Source organism: Pseudomonas sp. TE3644 (genome assembly GCF_056278815.1).
The window spans coordinates 5,405,856-5,423,064 of sequence record NZ_JBWBQF010000001.1; the positions used below are offsets into that span (position 1 = coordinate 5,405,856).

A 17,209-nucleotide genomic window follows, 5' to 3' on the forward strand; every position below is an offset into this window, starting at 1 on the left:
TGCAATCAGTGGCGCGTGGCCACAGGGGGGTGAACGAAATCAGAGCAGCACCACGTCATATTGTTCCTGGGAATACATGGACTCTACCTGAAAGCGAATCGTTCGCCCGATAAAAGCCTCCAGTTCCGCCACATTGCCGGATTCTTCATCCAGCAGGCGGTCCACCACCTTCTGGTTGGCCAGCACTCTATACCCTTCGGCCTGATAGGCACGCGCTTCCCGGAGGATTTCGCGGAAAATCTCGTAACAGATCGTCTCCGGGGTTTTCAGCTTGCCGCGCCCCTGACAGCTGATGCAGGGCTCGCACAGCACCTGTTCGAGGCTTTCGCGGGTGCGCTTGCGGGTCATCTGCACCAGGCCCAGCTCGGTGATGCCGATGATGTTGGTCTTGGCGTGATCACGTTCCAGCTGTTTTTCCAGGGTACGGAGTACCTGGCGCTGGTGCTCTTCGTCTTCCATGTCGATGAAGTCGATGATGATGATGCCGCCAATGTTGCGCAGGCGCAGTTGCCGGGCAATGGCCGTGGCCGCTTCCAGGTTGGTCTTGAAGATAGTTTCTTCCAGGTTGCGATGGCCCACGAACGCGCCGGTGTTGACGTCGATGGTGGTCATGGCCTCGGCCGGGTCCACCACCAGGTAGCCCCCGGACTTGAGCGGCACCTTGCGGTCCAGCGCGCGCTGGATCTCGTCTTCCACGCCGTACAGGTCGAAAATCGGCCGTTCGCCGGGGTAGTGTTCCAGGCGGTCGGCGATCTCGGGCATCAACTCGGCCACGAACTGCGTGGTTTTCTGGAAGGTTTCCCGGGAATCGATGCGGATTTTCTCGATCTTGGGGCTGACCAGGTCGCGCAGGGTGCGCAGGGCCAGGCCCAGGTCTTCGTAGATTTCGGTGGGCGCACCCACGGTCTTGATCTGCAGGCCGATCTGATCCCACAGACGGCGCAGGTAGCGGATGTCCATCAGGATCTCATCGGCGCCGGCGCCCTCGGCCGCCGTACGCAGGATGAAGCCGCCGGTTTCCTTGATGCCTTCCTGGGCCACGCAGTCGCTGACCACTTTTTTCAGCCGATCGCGCTCGCCTTCGTCTTCGATCTTCAGGGAAATGCCGACATGGCTGGTGCGCGGCATGTACACCAGGTAGCGAGACGGGATCGACAGTTGCGTGGTCAGGCGCGCGCCCTTGGAGCCAATGGGGTCCTTGGTCACCTGCACTACCAGGCTCTGGCCTTCATGCACCAGGGCGCTGATGGTTTCCACTGCCGAGCCTTCGCGCAGGGAAATTTCCGAAGCGTGGATGAAGGCGGCCCGTTCCAGGCCGATGTCGACGAACGCCGCCTGCATGCCCGGCAGCACCCGCACCACCTTGCCCTTGTAGATATTGCCGACGATGCCGCGGCGCTGGGTGCGCTCGACATGGACTTCCTGCAGAACACCGTTCTCTACCACCGCCACGCGCGATTCCATCGGCGTGATGTTGATCAGAATCTCTTCACTCATGGCAGGGTCTCGTCAAAAGGTAGTCACCGAAAATGATGGATTACGCCGCGCTTGTCGACGTTTCCATTCTCGCACGCTGGCGTCAGAGGCTCAGTGTGCCTGTTGGCCTTGCCAACAGGGTATGCCGAAATGGCCCAGCAGGTCTGCGGTTTCGCACAGCGGCAGGCCCACTACCGCAGAATAACTGCCGGACAGGCTTTCGACGAAGATCGCCGCAAGGCCTTGGATGGCGTAACTGCCGGCCTTGTCGCAGGGCTCGCCACTGGCCCAGTAGGCCTGGGCCTGCTGGGCACTGATGGGGCGAAAACGCACGTGACTGGTGACGCTGCGTACCTCGCAGCGCTGCTCGTCGGCCAGGGCCACGGCCGTCAGCACCTGATGCTCGCGCCCCGACAGGGCGGCCAGCATGGCCAGGGCATCGGCTTGATCCAGCGGCTTGCCGAGGATGCGGCCATCCAGCACCACCGCGGTGTCGGCGCCCAGCACCACGGCACCGGCGGCCGTGCCGTTGGCGCGCAATTGCGCCAGCCCCGCCTGGGCCTTGCCACGCGCCAGGCGCTCGACATAGGCCAGCGGCGCTTCGCCAGGCAGTGGGGTTTCGTCGATGGAAGCGCTCAGGGGCGCGAAAGGAACGCCGATCTGGGTCAGCAGTTCGCGACGTCGGGGGGAGCCGGAGGCCAGGTAAAGCGAGTTCATGCAGACGTCTCCCTGTCGAAATTCGGATACCGGGCACAAGCCCGCGTCACGCTCAGTTGATGCCCAGGCGGCGACGCAGGCCTCGCAGGGCAAAGCTGACCCACGGCCACAGCAAGGCACTCATCACTGCTGGCAGCAGCAAGGCCAAAGTAGGCTGGCGGTTACCGGTCAGGGCGCTGAGCCACAGCTGCGCCAACTGGCCCAGGCCGAACACCACCAGAATCACCAGGCACTGCTGCCACACATGGAAGGTGCGCATGCGCTGGGCCAGGGATAGCACCAGGAAGCTGATCAGGCTGAGAATCAGGGCGTTCTGGCCCAGGTAGGTGCCGTACAGCACGTCCTCGGCCAGGCCCAGCAGGAACGCCGTGGTCATGCCCACCTTGTGCGGCAGGGCCAGGGTCCAGAACGTCAGCAACAGGGCCAACCACAGCGGGCGCAGGATTTCCATGAACTGCGGCAGGGGCGAAACGCTCAGCAGCAGGCCGATGACGAAGGTGAACCACACGAACCAACCGTTGCGCGGGCGGGTGCTGTTGACCATCAGTGTCTCTCCCGAGAGGTGCCATGGGCGGCCGGCTTGGCCGGAGCCGCAACAGGCGCGGCGGCGGGCTTGGCGGCAGCGGCCGGATGCTCGGCAGCGGGCGCAGGCGCAGCGGCCGGCGCCGGGGCTGGCGTGGTCGCAGCGGGCGCAGCCGGTGTACCGGTGGCCGTTGCCTGGCCTTTCTGGTCGGCGGCTTCCTGGGCCTGGGCGGCCTCGGTGGCGCGCTGCTCGGGCGAGCGGCTGTCGGAGAACACCAGCAACAGGTAGCGGCTACGGTTCAGGGCAGCGGTAGGCACGGCCCGGACAATGGCGAACGGCTGGCCGGAGTCATGAATCACCTCCTTCACCGTGGCCACCGGGTAGCCGGCCGGGAAGCGCTGCCCCAGGCCGGAGCTGACCAGCAAATCACCTTCCTTGATGTCGGCGGTGTCGGCTACGTGCCGCAATTCCAGGCGTTCCGGGTTGCCGGTACCGCTGGCAATGGCACGCAAACCGTTACGGTTCACCTGCACCGGGATGCTGTGGGTGGAATCGGTGAGCAGCAGCACACGCGAGGTGTACGGCATCAACTCCACCACCTGGCCCATCAGGCCCCGGGCGTCGAGCACCGGCTGGCCCAGGAACACGCCGTCGCGCTCACCCTTGTTGATCAGGATGCGCTGGGTGAAGGGGTTGGGGTCCATGCCGATCAGCTCGGCCACTTCGACTTTCTCGTTGACCAGCGCCGAGGAGTTGAGCAACTCGCGCAGGCGCACGTTCTGCTCGGTCAGGGCCGCCAGCTTCTGCAGGCGACCTTGCAGCAGCAAGGCTTCGGTCTTGAGTTTTTCGTTTTCGGCGACAAGCTCGGTACGGCTGCCGAACTGGCTGGACACGCCCTGGTACAGACGCTGAGGCAGGTCCGTGACCCAGTAGGCGCGCATCAGCACCAGCGACATCTGGCTGCGCACCGGCTGCAGCAGCGTGAAGCGCGCATCGACCACCATCAGGGTGATGGACAGCACGACCAGCACCAACAGGCGCACGCCCAGCGAGGGGCCCTTGGAGAAAAGCGGTTTAATAAGCCGCTCCTCCCAGGCTGATGTTCATTGGCTCATTCATACGGCTTCAAACCGGCCCGGATGCAGATTGACAGAAAATGCGCCAACGACAGGCGCAGGCCCAAGGTCGACAGCGCAAACTGTAGACCGGGCCCCGTGGTTGCCGCCAGCGACGTTATTCGCTGGAGAGCAGGTCCATGGTGTGCTTGTCCATCATTTCCAGGGCACGACCACCACCGCGAGCCACGCAGGTCAGCGGGTCTTCGGCGACGATCACCGGCAGGCCGGTTTCCTGAGCCAGCAGTTTGTCCAGGTCACGCAGCAGTGCGCCACCACCGGTCAGCACCAGGCCGCGCTCGGCGATGTCGGAAGCCAGCTCCGGCGGCGACTGCTCCAGGGCGCTTTTCACGGCCTGAACGATGGTCGCCAGCGACTCCTGCAGAGCCTCCAGCACTTCGTTGGAGTTCAGGGTGAAGGCACGTGGCACGCCTTCGGCCAGGTTACGACCGCGCACGTCGACTTCACGTACCTCGCCGCCTGGGTAGGCAGTACCGATTTCCTGCTTGATGCGCTCGGCGGTGGACTCGCCGATCAGGCTGCCGTAGTTGCGGCGCACGTAGGTCACGATCGCTTCGTCGAAACGGTCGCCGCCCACACGCACGGACTCGGCATACACTACGCCGTTCAGGGAGATCAGGGCGATTTCGGTGGTACCACCACCGATGTCGACCACCATCGAACCGCGCGCTTCCTCTACCGGCAGGCCGGCACCGATGGCAGCGGCCATTGGTTCTTCAATCAGGAACACTTCACGGGCACCGGCGCCCAGCGCCGATTCACGAATGGCACGACGTTCCACCTGGGTGGATTTGCAAGGCACACAGATCAGCACGCGCGGGCTTGGCTGCAGGAAGCTGTTCTCGTGAACCTTGTTGATGAAGTACTGGAGCATCTTTTCGCACACGCTGAAGTCGGCGATCACGCCGTCCTTCATCGGACGAATGGCTGCGATGTTGCCCGGTGTACGGCCCAGCATGCGCTTTGCCTCGGTACCGACGGCAACAACACTTTTCTGATTTCCGTGGGTCCGGATGGCCACGACCGATGGCTCATTCAGGACGATACCGCGCTCACGCACGTAAATAAGGGTGTTGGCAGTGCCCAGGTCGATGGAAAGATCGCTGGAAAACATGCCACGCAGTTTCTTGAACATGGGAAAGTGACCCTAGGCAACGCGTGGGTAAAAAAGTGCGGCAAACTCTAACAACGGCGGGGATTTTGGGCAAGGCGCCAATATGTTAAATTGGCTGTTTTTCCGAGCAGGCCCTCACTCAATCGCGGCCATATGACCGTAGAATTGGCGTTCTGTTCCGACAATCTAACACACGGACCGGCAGTTGATCCGCTTCCGTGCTGTTTTCCACTGGAGATACCCATGGCGCTTGAACGCTGCGACGTGGAAAAAATCGCTCACCTGGCCCGTCTGGGCCTGACTGAGGCAGATCTTTCGCACACCACCGATGCACTCAACAGTATCCTGGGTCTGGTCGACCAGATGCAGGCGGTCGACACCAGCGGCATCGAGCCCCTGGCCCACCCCCTGGAAGCCAGTCAGCGCCTGCGCGCCGACCAGGTCACCGAAAGCAACCATCGCGAGGCCTACCAGGCCATCGCGCCTGCGGTCGAGAACGGCCTGTACCTGGTTCCGAAAGTCATCGACTAAAAGGGAAAAGAGCCTGCCATGCATCAAATGACTCTGGCCGAGATCGCCCGTGGTCTCGCCGACAAGAAGTTTTCCGCTGAAGAGCTGACCCGCACCCTGCTGGCGCGTATCGCCCAGCTGGACCCGCAGCTCAACAGCTTCATCACCGTCACCCCGGAGCTGGCCATTGCCCAGGCCCAGGCCGCCGACGCCCGTCGCGCCGCCGGTGAAACCGGTGCCCTGCTGGGCGCGCCGCTGGCCCACAAAGACCTGTTCTGCACCCAGGGCGTGCGCACCAGCTGCGCCTCCAGGATGCTCGACAACTTCACCGCCCCCTACGACGCCACCGTGGTGTCGCGCCTGGCCAAGGCCGGTGCGGTCAGCCTGGGCAAGACCAACATGGACGAATTCGCCATGGGCTCGGGCAACGAAAACAGCTTCTACGGCGCGGTCAAAAACCCGTGGAACCTGGCCCACGTACCGGGTGGTTCGTCGGGCGGTTCGGCCGCTGCAGTGGCAGCTCGCCTGCTGCCAGTTGCGACAGGTACCGACACCGGTGGCTCGATCCGACAACCGGCAGCTTTTACCAACCTGACAGGCCTGAAACCGACGTACGGTCGTGTGTCGCGCTGGGGCATGATCGCCTACGCGTCCAGCCTTGATCAGGCCGGCACCTTCGCCCGCACCGCCGAAGACTGCGCCCTGCTGCTGCAAGGCATGGCCGGTTTCGACCCGCAGGACTCCACCAGCATCGACGAGCCAGTGCCTGACTACAGCGCCGGCCTGAACGGTTCGCTGCAAGGCCTGCGCATCGGCGTGCCGAAGGAATACTTCGGTGCCGGCCTGGACCCGCGCATCGCCGACCTGATCCAGCACAGCATCAAAGAACTGGAGAAACTGGGCGCCACGGTCAAGGAAATCAGCCTGCCGAACATGCAGCACGCCATCCCTGCGTACTACGTGATCGCCCCGGCCGAAGCCTCGTCCAACCTGTCGCGTTTCGACGGCGTGCGTTTCGGCTACCGCTGCGAGAACCCGGCCGACCTCACCGACCTGTACAAGCGCTCGCGCGGCGAAGGTTTCGGCATTGAAGTGCAGCGTCGCATCATGGTCGGCGCCTACGCGCTGTCGGCCGGCTACTACGACGCCTACTACCTGCAGGCGCAGAAAATCCGCCGCCTGATCAAGAACGACTTCATGGCCGCGTTCCACGACGTCGACGTCATCCTGGGCCCGACCACGCCGAACCCGGCCTGGAAAATCGGCGACAAGAACGCCGACCCGGTCGCCGAGTACCTGGAAGACGTGTACACCATCACCGCCAACCTCGCTGGCCTGCCGGGGCTGTCCATGCCCGCCGGCTTCGTCGACGGCTTGCCGGTGGGCGTGCAACTGGTGGCGCCGTACTTCCAGGAAGCTCGCCTGCTCAACGTCGCGCACCAGTACCAGCAGGCAACTGACTGGCACACCCGCTCGCCCGAAGGCTTCTAAGGAGAAACTTGTATGCAATGGGAAGTCGTCATCGGGCTGGAGATTCATACCCAGCTCACCACCCAGTCGAAGATTTTCTCCGGCAGTTCCACCACGTTCGGCTCCGAGCCCAACACCCAGGCCAGCCTGGTAGACCTGGGCATGCCCGGCGTGCTGCCGGTGCTGAACCAGCAAGCGGTGCAAATGGCGGTCAAGTTCGGCCTGGCCATCGACGCCGAGATCGGCCAGCACAACGTGTTCGCCCGCAAGAACTACTTCTACCCTGACCTGCCCAAGGGTTACCAGATCAGCCAGATGGAGCTGCCGATCGTCGGCAAGGGCCACCTGGACATCACCCTGGAAGACGGCACCGTCAAGCGCATCGGCGTCACCCGCGCGCACCTGGAAGAAGACGCCGGCAAAAGCCTGCACGAAGACTTCAACGGCCTGACCGGCGTTGACCTGAACCGTGCCGGCACGCCGCTGCTGGAAATCGTTTCCGAGCCTGACATGCGCAGCGCCAAGGAAGCCGTGGCCTACGTCAAGGCCATGCACGCGCTGGTGCGCTACCTGGGCATCTGCGACGGCAACATGGCCGAAGGCTCGCTGCGTTGCGACTGCAACGTCTCGGTTCGCCCCAAGGGCCAGGTCGAGTTCGGCACCCGCTGCGAGATCAAGAACGTCAACTCGTTCCGCTTCATCGAAAAGGCCATCAACAGCGAGATCGCCCGTCAGATCGAATTGATCGAGGACGGCGGCAAGGTGGTTCAGCAAACGCGCCTGTACGACCCGAACAAGGACGAGACCCGCGCCATGCGCAGCAAGGAGGAAGCCAACGACTACCGTTACTTCCCCGACCCGGACCTGCTGCCGGTGGTCATCGAACAAGCGTTCCTGGACACCGTGCGCGCCACCCTGCCCGAGCTGCCACCGGCCAAGCGCGAGCGCTTCCAGAGCCAGTACGGCCTGTCGGCCTACGACGCCAGCGTGCTGGCCTCCAGCCGCGAACAAGCCGACTTCTTCGAGCAGGTGGTGGGCATCAGCGGCGACGCCAAGCTGGCCGCCAACTGGACCATGGTCGAGCTGGGCAGCCTGCTGAACAAGCTGGGCGTGGAAATCGAACAGTCGCCGGTCAGCGCCGAGCAACTGGGCGGCATGCTGGTGCGCATCAAGGACAACACCATCAGCGGCAAGATCGCCAAGATGGTCTTTGAAGCCATGGCCAACGGCGAAGGCAATGCCGACCAGATCATCGAAGCGCGCGGCCTGAAACAGGTTACCGACAGCGGCGCCATCGAGAAGGTGCTGGACGAAATGCTGGCCGCCAACGCCGAGCAGGTCGAACAGTACCGCGCCGCCGACGAAGCCAAGCGCGGCAAGATGTTCGGCTTCTTCGTGGGCCAGGCCATGAAAGCCTCCAAAGGCAAGGCCAACCCGCAACAGGTGAACGAATTGCTGAAAAGCAAACTCGAAGGCTGATCTGCCAAGCTTGCACTGCCCATTCACGGGGCAGTGCAGATCTCTTGTGGGAGCGGGCTCTGCCCGCGAAACAGGCGCCGCGTATTGCCTGAAACATCGCGGCGTCCTTTTCGCGGGCAGAGCCCGCTCCCACACAGGGTTTCAGCGTCGGCGCGCCCACTGTCCTGCTGGAGAACGCTGCATGCTGCGCCTGCTCATCCCCCTCCTGCTACTCACCTTCCTCGCTGGCTGCGCCACCCACGACATCGACCCCCGCGGCTACGATGAAACGGGCACCGCCAGCTTCTACGGCGCCAGACACCAAGGCAAGCGCACCGCCAGCGGCGAGCGTTTCGACCTCAACGCCATGACCGCCGCCCACCGCCAATTGCCCTTCGGCACCCGCGTGCTGGTGACTAACCTTGCCAACAACCGCAAGGTGCAAGTGCGCATCAACGACCGCGGCCCGCATACCCGTGGCCGGCTGATCGACCTTTCCAAGGGCGCCGCCGAACAATTGGGCATGATCGGTAGCGGATCGGCGCGCGTACGGGTACAAAGTCTGAGCGACTGAGCCCTCACACCGGAGCTTCAACCATTTTCGACCTGGACACTTTTACCGTCTTCAGCCTGCTGCAACTGGCCGGCGGCCTGGTGCTGCTTATCCTCGGTGCCGAGCTGATGGTGCGCGCCGCCGTGCGCCTGGCGGCCAGCTTCAAGGTGCGGCCGCTGATCATCGGCCTCAGCGTGGTGGCCCTGGGCAGCAGCGCGCCGCAGATGGCGGTCAGCCTGCAAGCGGCCTTCACCCATGCCCCGGACATTGCCGTGGGCAGCGTGTTCGGCAGCAACATTTTCAACGTGCTGGTGACCCTGGGCCTGTGCGCGCTGATCATCCCCTTGCGGGTGTCGCGCCAACTGGTGCGCCTGGACATCCCGCTGATGATCAGCGCCAGCGCCCTGGTGTTCGCCCTGGCCCTGAACCAGACCCTCGGCCGTCTGGAAGGCGTGGTGCTGCTGCTGGCCCTTGGCGGGTATTTCGCCCTGCTGTTGCGCCAGTCACGCCGCTATCACCGCCCGCGAGTGCATACCCACGCCGTGGAGCGTCATGGCCCGGCGCCCTGGCTCAGCAGCGTGCTCATGACCCTGGCCGGGCTGGGCCTGCTGGTGTGGGGTGGGCACCTGATATTGGGGGCGGCGGTGGAACTGGCCACCGACTACGGCTTTTCCGACCGCATCATCGGCCTGACCATCGTCGCCGTGTGCACCTCGCTGCCGGAACTGGCCACCTCGCTGATCGCCGCCCTGCGTGGCGAGCGTGAGATTGCCGTGGGCAACGTGATCGGCAGCAACCTGTTCAACCTGCTGGGCGTGCTGGGCTTCACCGCCGTCATCGCGCCCATGCCCCTTTCGGTCTCCCCCAACGCCCTGGACTTCGACCTGCCGGTGATGCTCGGTGTGTCGGTGCTGTGCCTGCCGCTGTTCTATTCCGGCTACCGCATCACCCGTGCCGAAGGCCTGGTGCTGCTGGGCTTGTTCGCTGCCTACGGCCTGCACGTGATCACCTTCACCACCGGCATGGCCCTGGCCGGGCGGCTTGAACACCTGATGCTGTTTTACGTCCTGCCGGTGCTGGGGCTGTTCGTGCTGGTCAGCACGGTGGTTGCCTGGCGCCGCCAACATTAAGAAAGGAGAAGGCCATGAGCGAAAACAACACCAGCAAGCCAGGCGTCGAGATGCGCCGCCAGGTCATGGGCGACGCCTTCGTCGACCGCGCCCTGGGCAATGCCACCGAGTTCAGCCAACCGCTGCAGGATTTCGTCAATGAACACGCTTGGGGCAGCGTGTGGAACCGTCCGGGCCTTGAGCTGAAGACCCGCAGCCTGATCACCCTGGCCGCGCTGACGGCGCTCAAGTGCCCGCAAGAGCTCAAGGGCCACGTGCGTGGCGCCTTGAACAACGGTTGTACGGTAGAGGAGATGCGCGAAGCGCTGCTGCACTGCGCGGTATACGCCGGCGTACCGGCGGCCATCGATGCCTTCCGTGCCGCGCAGGAAGTCATCGACAGCTATCAGCCGGCTTAAGCCCTGGCGCGGCGCTTGATCACATAGGCAAGCGCCAGCGCAATCACCCAGGCCGGCATCAGGATGACCGAGATGCGAATGCCCGGGGTCAGCCACATCACCAGCACGATACCGGCCACGAACAGCAGGCACAGGTAGTTGGTGAACGGGTAGCCCCAGCTTTTGAACAAGGTGGCTTCGCCAGCCTGGCGCTTGGCCTTGCGGAACATCAGGTGGGTGATGCTGATGATCACCCAGTTGATCACCAGTGCTGCCACGGCCAGCGCCATCAGCAAGCCGAACGCCTGGCCCGGCATCAGGTAGTTGATCAGCACGCACAGGCCGGTGGCGGTGGCCGACACGCCCAGCGCTGTCAGCGGTACGCCGCGCTTGTTGACCTTAAGCAGCGCCTTGGGCGCGTCACCCTGGGTGGCCAGGCCGAACAGCATGCGGCTGTTGCTGTACACACAGCTGTTGTAGACGGACAGCGCGGCGGTCAGCACCACGGCGTTGAGCAGCGTGGCGACCAGGTTGCTGTCCAGGGCATGGAAGATCAGCACGAACGGGCTGCCGCCAGTCACCACTTTCTGCCACGGGTACAGCGACAGCAGGATCGCCAACGCACCCACGTAGAACAGCAGGATGCGGTAGATCACCTGGTTGGTGGCACGCGGGATGCTGCGCTGCGGGTCATCGGCCTCGGCGGCGGTGATACCTACCAATTCCAGGCCGCCGAAGGAGAACATGATCACCGCCATGGCCATGGCCAGGCCTTCGATGCCGTTGGGGAAGAAGCCGCCGTGCTGCCACAGGTTAGCCACCGCCGCGTCAGGGCCGCCGTTGCCGCTGGCCAGCAGCCAGGCACCGAAGCCGATCATGCCGATGATGGCCGCCACCTTGACCAGCGAGAACCAGAACTCCATCTCGCCGAACACCTTCACCTGGGTGAGGTTGATCAGGTTGATCAGCACGAAGAAAATCGCCGCCGACACCCAGGTCGGCACGCCCGGCCACCAGTACTGCACGTAGATGCCCACGGCCGTCAGTTCGGCCATGCCCACCAGCACGTACACCACCCAATAGTTCCAGCCCGACACAAAGCCGGCCATGCCGCCCCAGTAGCGGCTGGCGAAGTGGCTGAAGCTGCCCGCCACCGGCTCGTCCACCACCATCTCGCCCAGCTGGCGCATGATGAAGAACGCCATCAGGCCGGCGATGGCGTAGCCGAGGATCACCGACGGCCCGGCCATGTTGATGGTCTGGGCAATGCCCAGGAACAGCCCGGTGCCGATGGCACCACCCAGCGCTATCAGCTGGATATGACGGTTCTTGAGGCCCCGGTGCAAACCCGTGGGCGTCGTTTGTTGGTCCATTGAAGCTTCCTTGAGCTCGGATGACTGCATGAGGGCATGCGCAAAGGCGCACAGGATCTAGATCCAGCCGCCCCACTGCAATAGGAAAATGCCGATATTGGTGGTAATCGCGGCACCAACGGTCGTAATCACGATGATCGCCGCGGCCAATTGATGGTTGCCGTTGGCCGCGCGGGCCATGACATAGCTGGCTGCCGCCGTCGGGCTGCCGATGTACAGGAACAGAATGCCCAGCTCGGCACCGCGGAAACCGCACAACCAGGCGCCCAAGGTGCCGAACAGCGGCAGCCAGACCATTTTCACCAGGCTGGCGCTCAGGGCCAGCTGGCCGCTTTCGCGCAGGGCTGCCAGTGACAGGGTGCCACCGATGCAGATCAGCGCCAGGGGCAGGGTCATCTGCGCCAGGTAATCACCGCTGGCCAGCAGCCAGTTGGGCAGGCCGATCTGCAGGTAATTCATGGGCGCGGCCGCCAGTACGCTGATGATCAGCGGGTTGGCCAGCACGCTCTTGAAGATACTCCAGGGGTCGGACTTGATGTTGGGGCTGTAGATGGCCAACACCACGGTGGACAGGCTGTTGTAGAGCAGGATCACCAGCCCGGCGAGGATTGCGCCCAGGGAGATGCCGTAGTCGCCGTACATGCTGGCCGCCAGCGCCAGGCCCACCACACCGTTGTTGCCGCGGAACGCGCCCTGGGTATAGATGCCACGGTCTGCCGGCGGGCTGCGCCACAGGGCCATGCCCCAAGCGGCGGCGAAACTGGCGAAGGTCACCACCACGAAATAGACCAGCAGCCCGGGCTTCATGGCCGCGTGCAGGTCGGCGTGGTAAATGCCCAAAAACAGCAGCGCCGGCATGCAGACGTTGAACACCAGGGCCGAGGCGATATGAATGAAGTTGTCGTTGATCCAGTCGATGCGTTTGAGGAACACACCGAGAAACAGCATGGCGAACACCGGTGCGGTGATGTTCAGCGTCTGTATGAAAATGGCCAGCATGCCAAGGGAACCTGATTGCCCGTTTTAGGGGGCTAATGATAAGCCTTGCAGGGCCTGCGGTGCAGGGTTTTATCCACCTGCGTAGCCGCTGCCGAAGGCTGCGCTGGCCCTGTGCTTCGCTGGAGATCTCCAGGGTGCTTAGGGGCCAGCGCAGCCTGGCGGCAGCGGCTACAGGTCAGGTAATGGGCGCAGGGTTGAACAGCACGATGTCGTTATGCAGCTTGTGCTTCTCCGCCCAGGTTTGCTGTTTGCCGCTGGCCACGTCCAGGTAGTAGTGGAACAGCTCCCAGCCCAGGTCCTCGATGCTGGCCCGCCCGGTGGCGATGCGGCCGGCGTCGACGTCGATCAGGTCCGGCCAGCGCTGGGCCAGTTCGGTACGGGTCGACACCTTGACCACCGGCGCCATGGCCAAGCCATACGGCGTACCGCGACCGGTGGTGAACACATGCAGGTTCATCCCCGCCGCCAACTGCAAGGTGCCGCAGACAAAGTCACTGGCCGGGGTGGCACAGAAGATCAGGCCCTTGCGCTGCACCCGCTCGCCCGGCCCCACCACGGCATTGATGGCGCTGTTGCCGGATTTGACGATCGAACCCAACGACTTCTCGACAATGTTCGACAACCCGCCCTTCTTGTTGCCCGGGGTGGTATTGGCGCTGCGATCAGCTTCGCCCTTGGCCAGATAGCGGTCGTACCAGTCCATCTCGCGCACCAGCGCATCGGCCACGGCCGGGGTTTCGGCGCGCGAGGTCAGCAGGTAGATGGCGTCGCGTACCTCGGTCACTTCCGAGAACATCACCGTGGCACCGGCGCGCAGCAGCAGGTCGCTGGCGTAACCCAGCGCCGGGTTGGCGGTGATACCGGAGAAAGCGTCGCTGCCACCGCACTGCATGCCCAGGATCAACTCGCTGGCCGGCACGGTTTCGCGACGGCGCTCGTTGAGTTTTTTCAGGCGCGTTTCGGCCAGTTCCATGATCTGCTCGATCATTTCCGTGAAGCCGTGGCTGGCATCCTGCAGGCGGTACAGCCATGGCTCGCTGAGGTCCACTGAACTGTCGTTTTCGTGCATCACCTGCCCGGCCTGCAGTTTCTCGCAGCCCAGGCTGATCACCAGTGCTTCGCCACCCAGGTTGGGGTTGCGCGCCAAGTTGCGCACGGTGCGGATCGGGATATAGGCGTCGGTGGCAGTGATGGCCACGCCGCAGCCGTAGCTGTGGGTAATGGCAACCACGTCATCCACATGGGGGTACTTGGGCAACAGCTCATCACGGATGCGCTTCACCGCATGGTCCAGTACACCGGTCACGCACTGCACGGTGGTGGTGATGCCCAGGATGTTGCGAGTGCCCACGGTGCCGTCGGCGTTGCGGTAGCCTTCGAAAGTGAAGCCTTCCAGCGGCGGCAAAGCCTGGGGCACCTTGTCGGACATTGGCAGGCTGTCCAGCGCCGGCGCTGTCGGCATGCGCAGCAGGTCCTCGCGCACCCAGGTACCGCGCGGGATGGGCTTGAGCGCATAGCCGATCACCTGGCCGTAGCGAATCACTTCACCACCTTCGGCGATGTCCACCAGGTTGACCTTGTGGCTTTGCGGCACATGCTCAAGGGTAATCAGGCCACCCGGCAGCTCGGTGCCTTCCGGCACGCCCTGGTCGTTGACGATGACTACAACGTTGTCGCGCTCGTGCAGGCGGATCACCCGCGGCGAGTCAGCGTGCTCAATTAACTGCATGGAACGCGCTCCTCAAATTTTGGCTGGGGCCAGCTGTTCTACCGGCTTGCGCGAGCCTTTGCTCGGCGGCTCGGTCAGCTCGACCCGTTTGATCTGGCCGACAATCACCAGGTAGCTGATCACCGCCACCAGCGCGTTGGCGCCGACGAACACCAGGGCCCATTTGAACGAGCCGGTGGTGCTGATGATGTAGCCGATGACGATCGGCGTGGTGATCGAGGCAATGTTGCCGAACATGTTGAACAGGCCACCGCTCAGGCCGGCGATCTGCTTGGGCGAGGTGTCCGATACCACCGCCCAGCCCAGCGCGCCCACACCCTTGCCGAAGAACGCCAGGGCCATGAAGCCTACCACCATCCATTCGATGTCCACGTAGTTGCAGGCCACGATGGTGGTCGACAGCAGCAGGCCGCCGATGATTGGCGTCTTGCGCGCGAAGGTCAGGGAATGGCCACGGCGCAGCAGCCAGTCGGAAATGATGCCGCCCAGCACGCCGCCGATAAAGCCGCAGATGGCCGGCAGCGAAGCGATAAAACCAGCCTTGAGGATGGTCATGCCGCGCTCCTGCACCAGGTACACCGGGAACCAGGTCAGGAAGAAATAGGTAATGCCGTTGATACAGTACTGGCCCAGGTACACGCCCAGCATCATGCGGTTGGTCAACAGCTGGCGCACGTAGTCCCATTTCGGGCCTTCGCGCTTGCCCTGGGGCTTGTCGTCCATGTCGACCATGCCGCCGTTGCTGGCGATGTGTTCGAACTCGGCACTGTTGATGCGTGGGTGCTGGCGCGGGCTGTAGATCACTTTCAGCCACACCGCCGAAAACACGATGCCAATGCCGCCCATCACCATGAACACATGCTGCCAGCCGAAGGTGAAGACAATCCAGCCCATCAGCGGTGCGAACAGCACGGTGGCGAAATATTGCGCGGAATTGAAAATCGCCGACGCGGTGCCGCGTTCGGCCGTGGGGAACCAGGCCGCGACGATGCGCGCGTTGCCGGGGAAGGACGGCGCTTCGGCCAGCCCCACCAGAAAGCGCAGCATGAACAGCGCAACCACGGCGGTAGAAACGCCGAATTCACCGACGAAGCCTTGCAGCACGGTGAACAGCGACCAGGTGAAAATGCTCAGCGCGTAGACTTTCTTCGAGCCGAAGCGGTCCAGCAGCCAGCCACCGGGGATTTGCCCGGCCACATAGGCCCAACCGAACGCGGAGAAGATGAAACCCAAGGTGACGGCGTCAATGCCGAGGCTTTTTTGCAGGCTGGAACCGGCAATAGCGATGGTCGCGCGGTCGGCGTAGTTGATCGTGGTCACCACAAACAGCATGAACAGGATCAAATAGCGGACATGCGTCTGCTTGGCGGCTTGCATGAAGGTGTACTCCCACTGATTATTTTTTTTAACGCGGGTTTTTCACAAACTGTATCAGCGGGGACGTCAGGCTGGCGCCACGCTTGTTGCCCCACCCACCGCCGGGTCCCTCGGCGGTGGGCAGGAGCGGTCAACGCTTACTGCGGGCCCATCTTGTCCATCAGGGCAGCCAGCATTTCGTACTCTTCACCCGTCAGGTCGGTCAGCGGGGTACGCACCGGGCCTGCGTCGTAGCCGGCGATCTTGGCGCCCGCCTTGACGATGCTCACGGCGTAGCCGGCTTTGCGGTTACGGATGTCCAGGTACGGCAGGAAGAAGTCGTCGATGATCTTGCCGACGGTGACGTGATCTTCCTTGGCGATGGCGTGGTAGAAGTCCATCGCGGTTTTCGGGATGAAGTTGAACACCGCCGAGGAGTAAACCGGCACGCCCAGCGCCTTGTAGGCAGCGGCGTAGACTTCGGCGGTCGGCAGGCCACCCAGGTAGCTGAAGCGGTCGCCCAGGCGACGGCGGATCGACACCATCAATTCGATGTCACCCAGGCCGTCCTTGTAACCGATCAGGTTAGGGCAGCGCTCGGCCAGGCGTTCCAGCTGCACGGCGTTCAGGCGGCAGACATTGCGGTTGTAGACGATGACGCCGATGTTCACCGATTTGCACACCGCTTCCACGTGGGCGGCAACGCCGTCCTGGCTGGCTTCGGTCAGGTAGTGCGGCAGCAGCAGCAGGCCTTTGGCGCCCAGGCGCTCGGCTTCCTGGGCGTATTCGATGGCCTGGCGGGTGGCGCCACCGACGCCGGCGAGGATTGGCACGCTACGGGCGCAGGTGTCGACGGCAGTCTTGATGACTTGCGAGTACTCGCTGGCAGCCAGGGAGAAGAATTCACCGGTACCGCCGGCAGCGAACAGGGCGCTGGCACCGTACGGGGCCAGCCACTCCAGGCGCTTGATGTAACCAGTGCGATCGAAATCGCCCTGGGCATTGAAATCGGTCACCGGGAAAGACAGCAGGCCGGCGGAGAGGATGGACTTCAGTTCTTGTGGATTCATTATTCGAACACCCTGGTTTGCGTGGAATGTGCGCTCAGCCTTCGCTGATGTCGTACGTCATCGTACAACTGAAATTATGAATGCTCAATAGGGTGTGCGACGAAATGTCATACGGGGCGTAGATGCAGCAAAAATGGAATTGAGGGACACCATGTGGGAGCGGGCTCTGCCCGCGAAAAGAACACCGCGCAGCAGCTGAAGCACCGCGGCGGGCTTTT

The 17,209-nt window shown here is 63.5% G+C and carries 16 protein-coding genes; 6 read left to right on the forward strand and 10 right to left on the reverse strand.

Features of this window, described 5'->3' with window-relative positions; genetic code table 11:
* Positions 1-39: 39 nt before the first annotated feature.
* From rng to mreB, 5 genes are all read right to left on the reverse strand, one after another.
* Positions 40-1,497, reverse strand: coding sequence for a ribonuclease G (gene rng / locus ACZ9GA_RS23910; RefSeq protein WP_457360347.1), 1,458 nt, complete (start codon positions 1,495-1,497; stop codon positions 40-42).
* Positions 1,498-1,587: 90 nt separating this feature from the next.
* Complete coding sequence (locus ACZ9GA_RS23915; protein ID WP_457360345.1) at positions 1,588-2,193, reverse strand: Maf family protein; 606 nt, start codon at positions 2,191-2,193, stop codon at positions 1,588-1,590.
* A 52-nt stretch (positions 2,194-2,245) separates the two neighbouring features.
* Positions 2,246-2,737, reverse strand: a complete 492-nt coding sequence (gene mreD / locus ACZ9GA_RS23920; protein WP_457360343.1) for a rod shape-determining protein MreD — start codon at positions 2,735-2,737, stop codon at positions 2,246-2,248.
* Entirely contained in the window at positions 2,737-3,747 is a 1,011-nt protein-coding gene (gene mreC, locus ACZ9GA_RS23925; RefSeq protein WP_457363660.1) for a rod shape-determining protein MreC, read from the reverse strand. The genes mreD and mreC overlap by 1 nt, the downstream gene beginning before the upstream one ends.
* A 202-nt stretch (positions 3,748-3,949) precedes the next feature.
* On the reverse strand, positions 3,950-4,987 hold the full coding sequence (gene mreB, locus ACZ9GA_RS23930; RefSeq protein ID WP_008371426.1) for a rod shape-determining protein MreB: 1,038 nt from the start codon (positions 4,985-4,987) through the stop codon (positions 3,950-3,952).
* Between the two features lie 222 nt (positions 4,988-5,209).
* Here mreB and gatC point away from each other — a divergent pair, with 222 nt between their 5' ends.
* From gatC to ACZ9GA_RS23960, 6 genes are all read left to right on the forward strand, one after another.
* Entirely contained in the window at positions 5,210-5,497 is a 288-nt protein-coding gene (gene gatC, locus ACZ9GA_RS23935; RefSeq protein ID WP_027976800.1) for an Asp-tRNA(Asn)/Glu-tRNA(Gln) amidotransferase subunit GatC, read from the forward strand.
* An 18-nt stretch (positions 5,498-5,515) separates the two neighbouring features.
* A complete protein-coding gene (gene gatA / locus ACZ9GA_RS23940; RefSeq protein ID WP_457360341.1) occupies positions 5,516-6,967 on the forward strand; it encodes an Asp-tRNA(Asn)/Glu-tRNA(Gln) amidotransferase subunit GatA in 1,452 nt (483 codons plus the stop codon).
* A gap of 12 nt (positions 6,968-6,979) precedes the next feature.
* Positions 6,980-8,425, forward strand: coding sequence for an Asp-tRNA(Asn)/Glu-tRNA(Gln) amidotransferase subunit GatB (gene gatB / locus ACZ9GA_RS23945; protein ID WP_457360339.1), 1,446 nt, complete (start codon positions 6,980-6,982; stop codon positions 8,423-8,425).
* A 181-nt stretch (positions 8,426-8,606) separates the two neighbouring features.
* On the forward strand, positions 8,607-8,978 hold the full coding sequence (locus ACZ9GA_RS23950; RefSeq protein ID WP_457360337.1) for a septal ring lytic transglycosylase RlpA family protein: 372 nt from the start codon (positions 8,607-8,609) through the stop codon (positions 8,976-8,978).
* 56 nt (positions 8,979-9,034) lie between these two features.
* Positions 9,035-10,087 carry a calcium/sodium antiporter gene (locus ACZ9GA_RS23955; protein WP_457363659.1) on the forward strand — a complete coding sequence of 351 codons (1,053 nt, stop codon included), beginning with the start codon at positions 9,035-9,037 and terminating at the stop codon, positions 10,085-10,087.
* Between the two features lie 14 nt (positions 10,088-10,101).
* Positions 10,102-10,485 carry a carboxymuconolactone decarboxylase family protein gene (locus ACZ9GA_RS23960; protein WP_457360335.1) on the forward strand — a complete coding sequence of 128 codons (384 nt, stop codon included), beginning with the start codon at positions 10,102-10,104 and terminating at the stop codon, positions 10,483-10,485.
* Here ACZ9GA_RS23960 and ACZ9GA_RS23965 read toward each other — a convergent pair.
* From ACZ9GA_RS23965 to kdgD, 5 genes are all read right to left on the reverse strand, one after another.
* Complete coding sequence (locus ACZ9GA_RS23965) at positions 10,482-11,837, reverse strand: amino acid permease (RefSeq protein WP_457360333.1); 1,356 nt, start codon at positions 11,835-11,837, stop codon at positions 10,482-10,484. The genes ACZ9GA_RS23960 and ACZ9GA_RS23965 overlap by 4 nt on opposite strands.
* Positions 11,838-11,894: 57 nt before the next feature.
* A complete protein-coding gene (locus tag ACZ9GA_RS23970; protein WP_457360331.1) occupies positions 11,895-12,836 on the reverse strand; it encodes an AEC family transporter in 942 nt (313 codons plus the stop codon).
* A 175-nt stretch (positions 12,837-13,011) separates the two neighbouring features.
* Positions 13,012-14,565 carry a galactarate dehydratase gene (gene garD / locus ACZ9GA_RS23975; RefSeq protein ID WP_027976792.1) on the reverse strand — a complete coding sequence of 518 codons (1,554 nt, stop codon included), beginning with the start codon at positions 14,563-14,565 and terminating at the stop codon, positions 13,012-13,014.
* Positions 14,566-14,577: 12 nt separating this feature from the next.
* Positions 14,578-15,942: an MFS transporter gene (locus ACZ9GA_RS23980; protein ID WP_457360329.1), complete on the reverse strand. Its 1,365-nt coding sequence runs from the start codon at positions 15,940-15,942 to the stop codon at positions 14,578-14,580.
* Between the two features lie 137 nt (positions 15,943-16,079).
* Entirely contained in the window at positions 16,080-16,991 is a 912-nt protein-coding gene (kdgD, locus tag ACZ9GA_RS23985) for a 5-dehydro-4-deoxyglucarate dehydratase (protein ID WP_457360327.1), read from the reverse strand.
* Between the last annotated feature and the right edge of the window lie 218 nt (positions 16,992-17,209).

What these genes read in the sequence shown, in the direction of transcription:
- mreD (WP_457360343.1), bottom strand. Translation starts at nt 2,737, where the DNA reads ATGGTCAACAGCACCCGCCCGCGCAACGGTTGGTTCGTGTGGTTCACC.
- ACZ9GA_RS23980 (WP_457360329.1), bottom strand. Translation starts at nt 15,942, where the DNA reads ATGCAAGCCGCCAAGCAGACGCATGTCCGCTATTTGATCCTGTTCATG.
- ACZ9GA_RS23915 (WP_457360345.1), bottom strand. Translation starts at nt 2,193, where the DNA reads ATGAACTCGCTTTACCTGGCCTCCGGCTCCCCCCGACGTCGCGAACTG.
- mreB (WP_008371426.1), bottom strand. Translation starts at nt 4,987, where the DNA reads ATGTTCAAGAAACTGCGTGGCATGTTTTCCAGCGATCTTTCCATCGAC.
- ACZ9GA_RS23965 (WP_457360333.1), bottom strand. Translation starts at nt 11,837, where the DNA reads ATGGACCAACAAACGACGCCCACGGGTTTGCACCGGGGCCTCAAGAAC.
- garD (WP_027976792.1), bottom strand. Translation starts at nt 14,565, where the DNA reads ATGCAGTTAATTGAGCACGCTGACTCGCCGCGGGTGATCCGCCTGCAC.
- gatC (WP_027976800.1), top strand. Translation starts at nt 5,210, where the DNA reads ATGGCGCTTGAACGCTGCGACGTGGAAAAAATCGCTCACCTGGCCCGT.
- kdgD (WP_457360327.1), bottom strand. Translation starts at nt 16,991, where the DNA reads ATGAATCCACAAGAACTGAAGTCCATCCTCTCCGCCGGCCTGCTGTCT.
- gatA (WP_457360341.1), top strand. Translation starts at nt 5,516, where the DNA reads ATGCATCAAATGACTCTGGCCGAGATCGCCCGTGGTCTCGCCGACAAG.
- ACZ9GA_RS23960 (WP_457360335.1), top strand. Translation starts at nt 10,102, where the DNA reads ATGAGCGAAAACAACACCAGCAAGCCAGGCGTCGAGATGCGCCGCCAG.
- rng (WP_457360347.1), bottom strand. Translation starts at nt 1,497, where the DNA reads ATGAGTGAAGAGATTCTGATCAACATCACGCCGATGGAATCGCGCGTG.
- ACZ9GA_RS23950 (WP_457360337.1), top strand. Translation starts at nt 8,607, where the DNA reads ATGCTGCGCCTGCTCATCCCCCTCCTGCTACTCACCTTCCTCGCTGGC.
- gatB (WP_457360339.1), top strand. Translation starts at nt 6,980, where the DNA reads ATGCAATGGGAAGTCGTCATCGGGCTGGAGATTCATACCCAGCTCACC.
- ACZ9GA_RS23970 (WP_457360331.1), bottom strand. Translation starts at nt 12,836, where the DNA reads ATGCTGGCCATTTTCATACAGACGCTGAACATCACCGCACCGGTGTTC.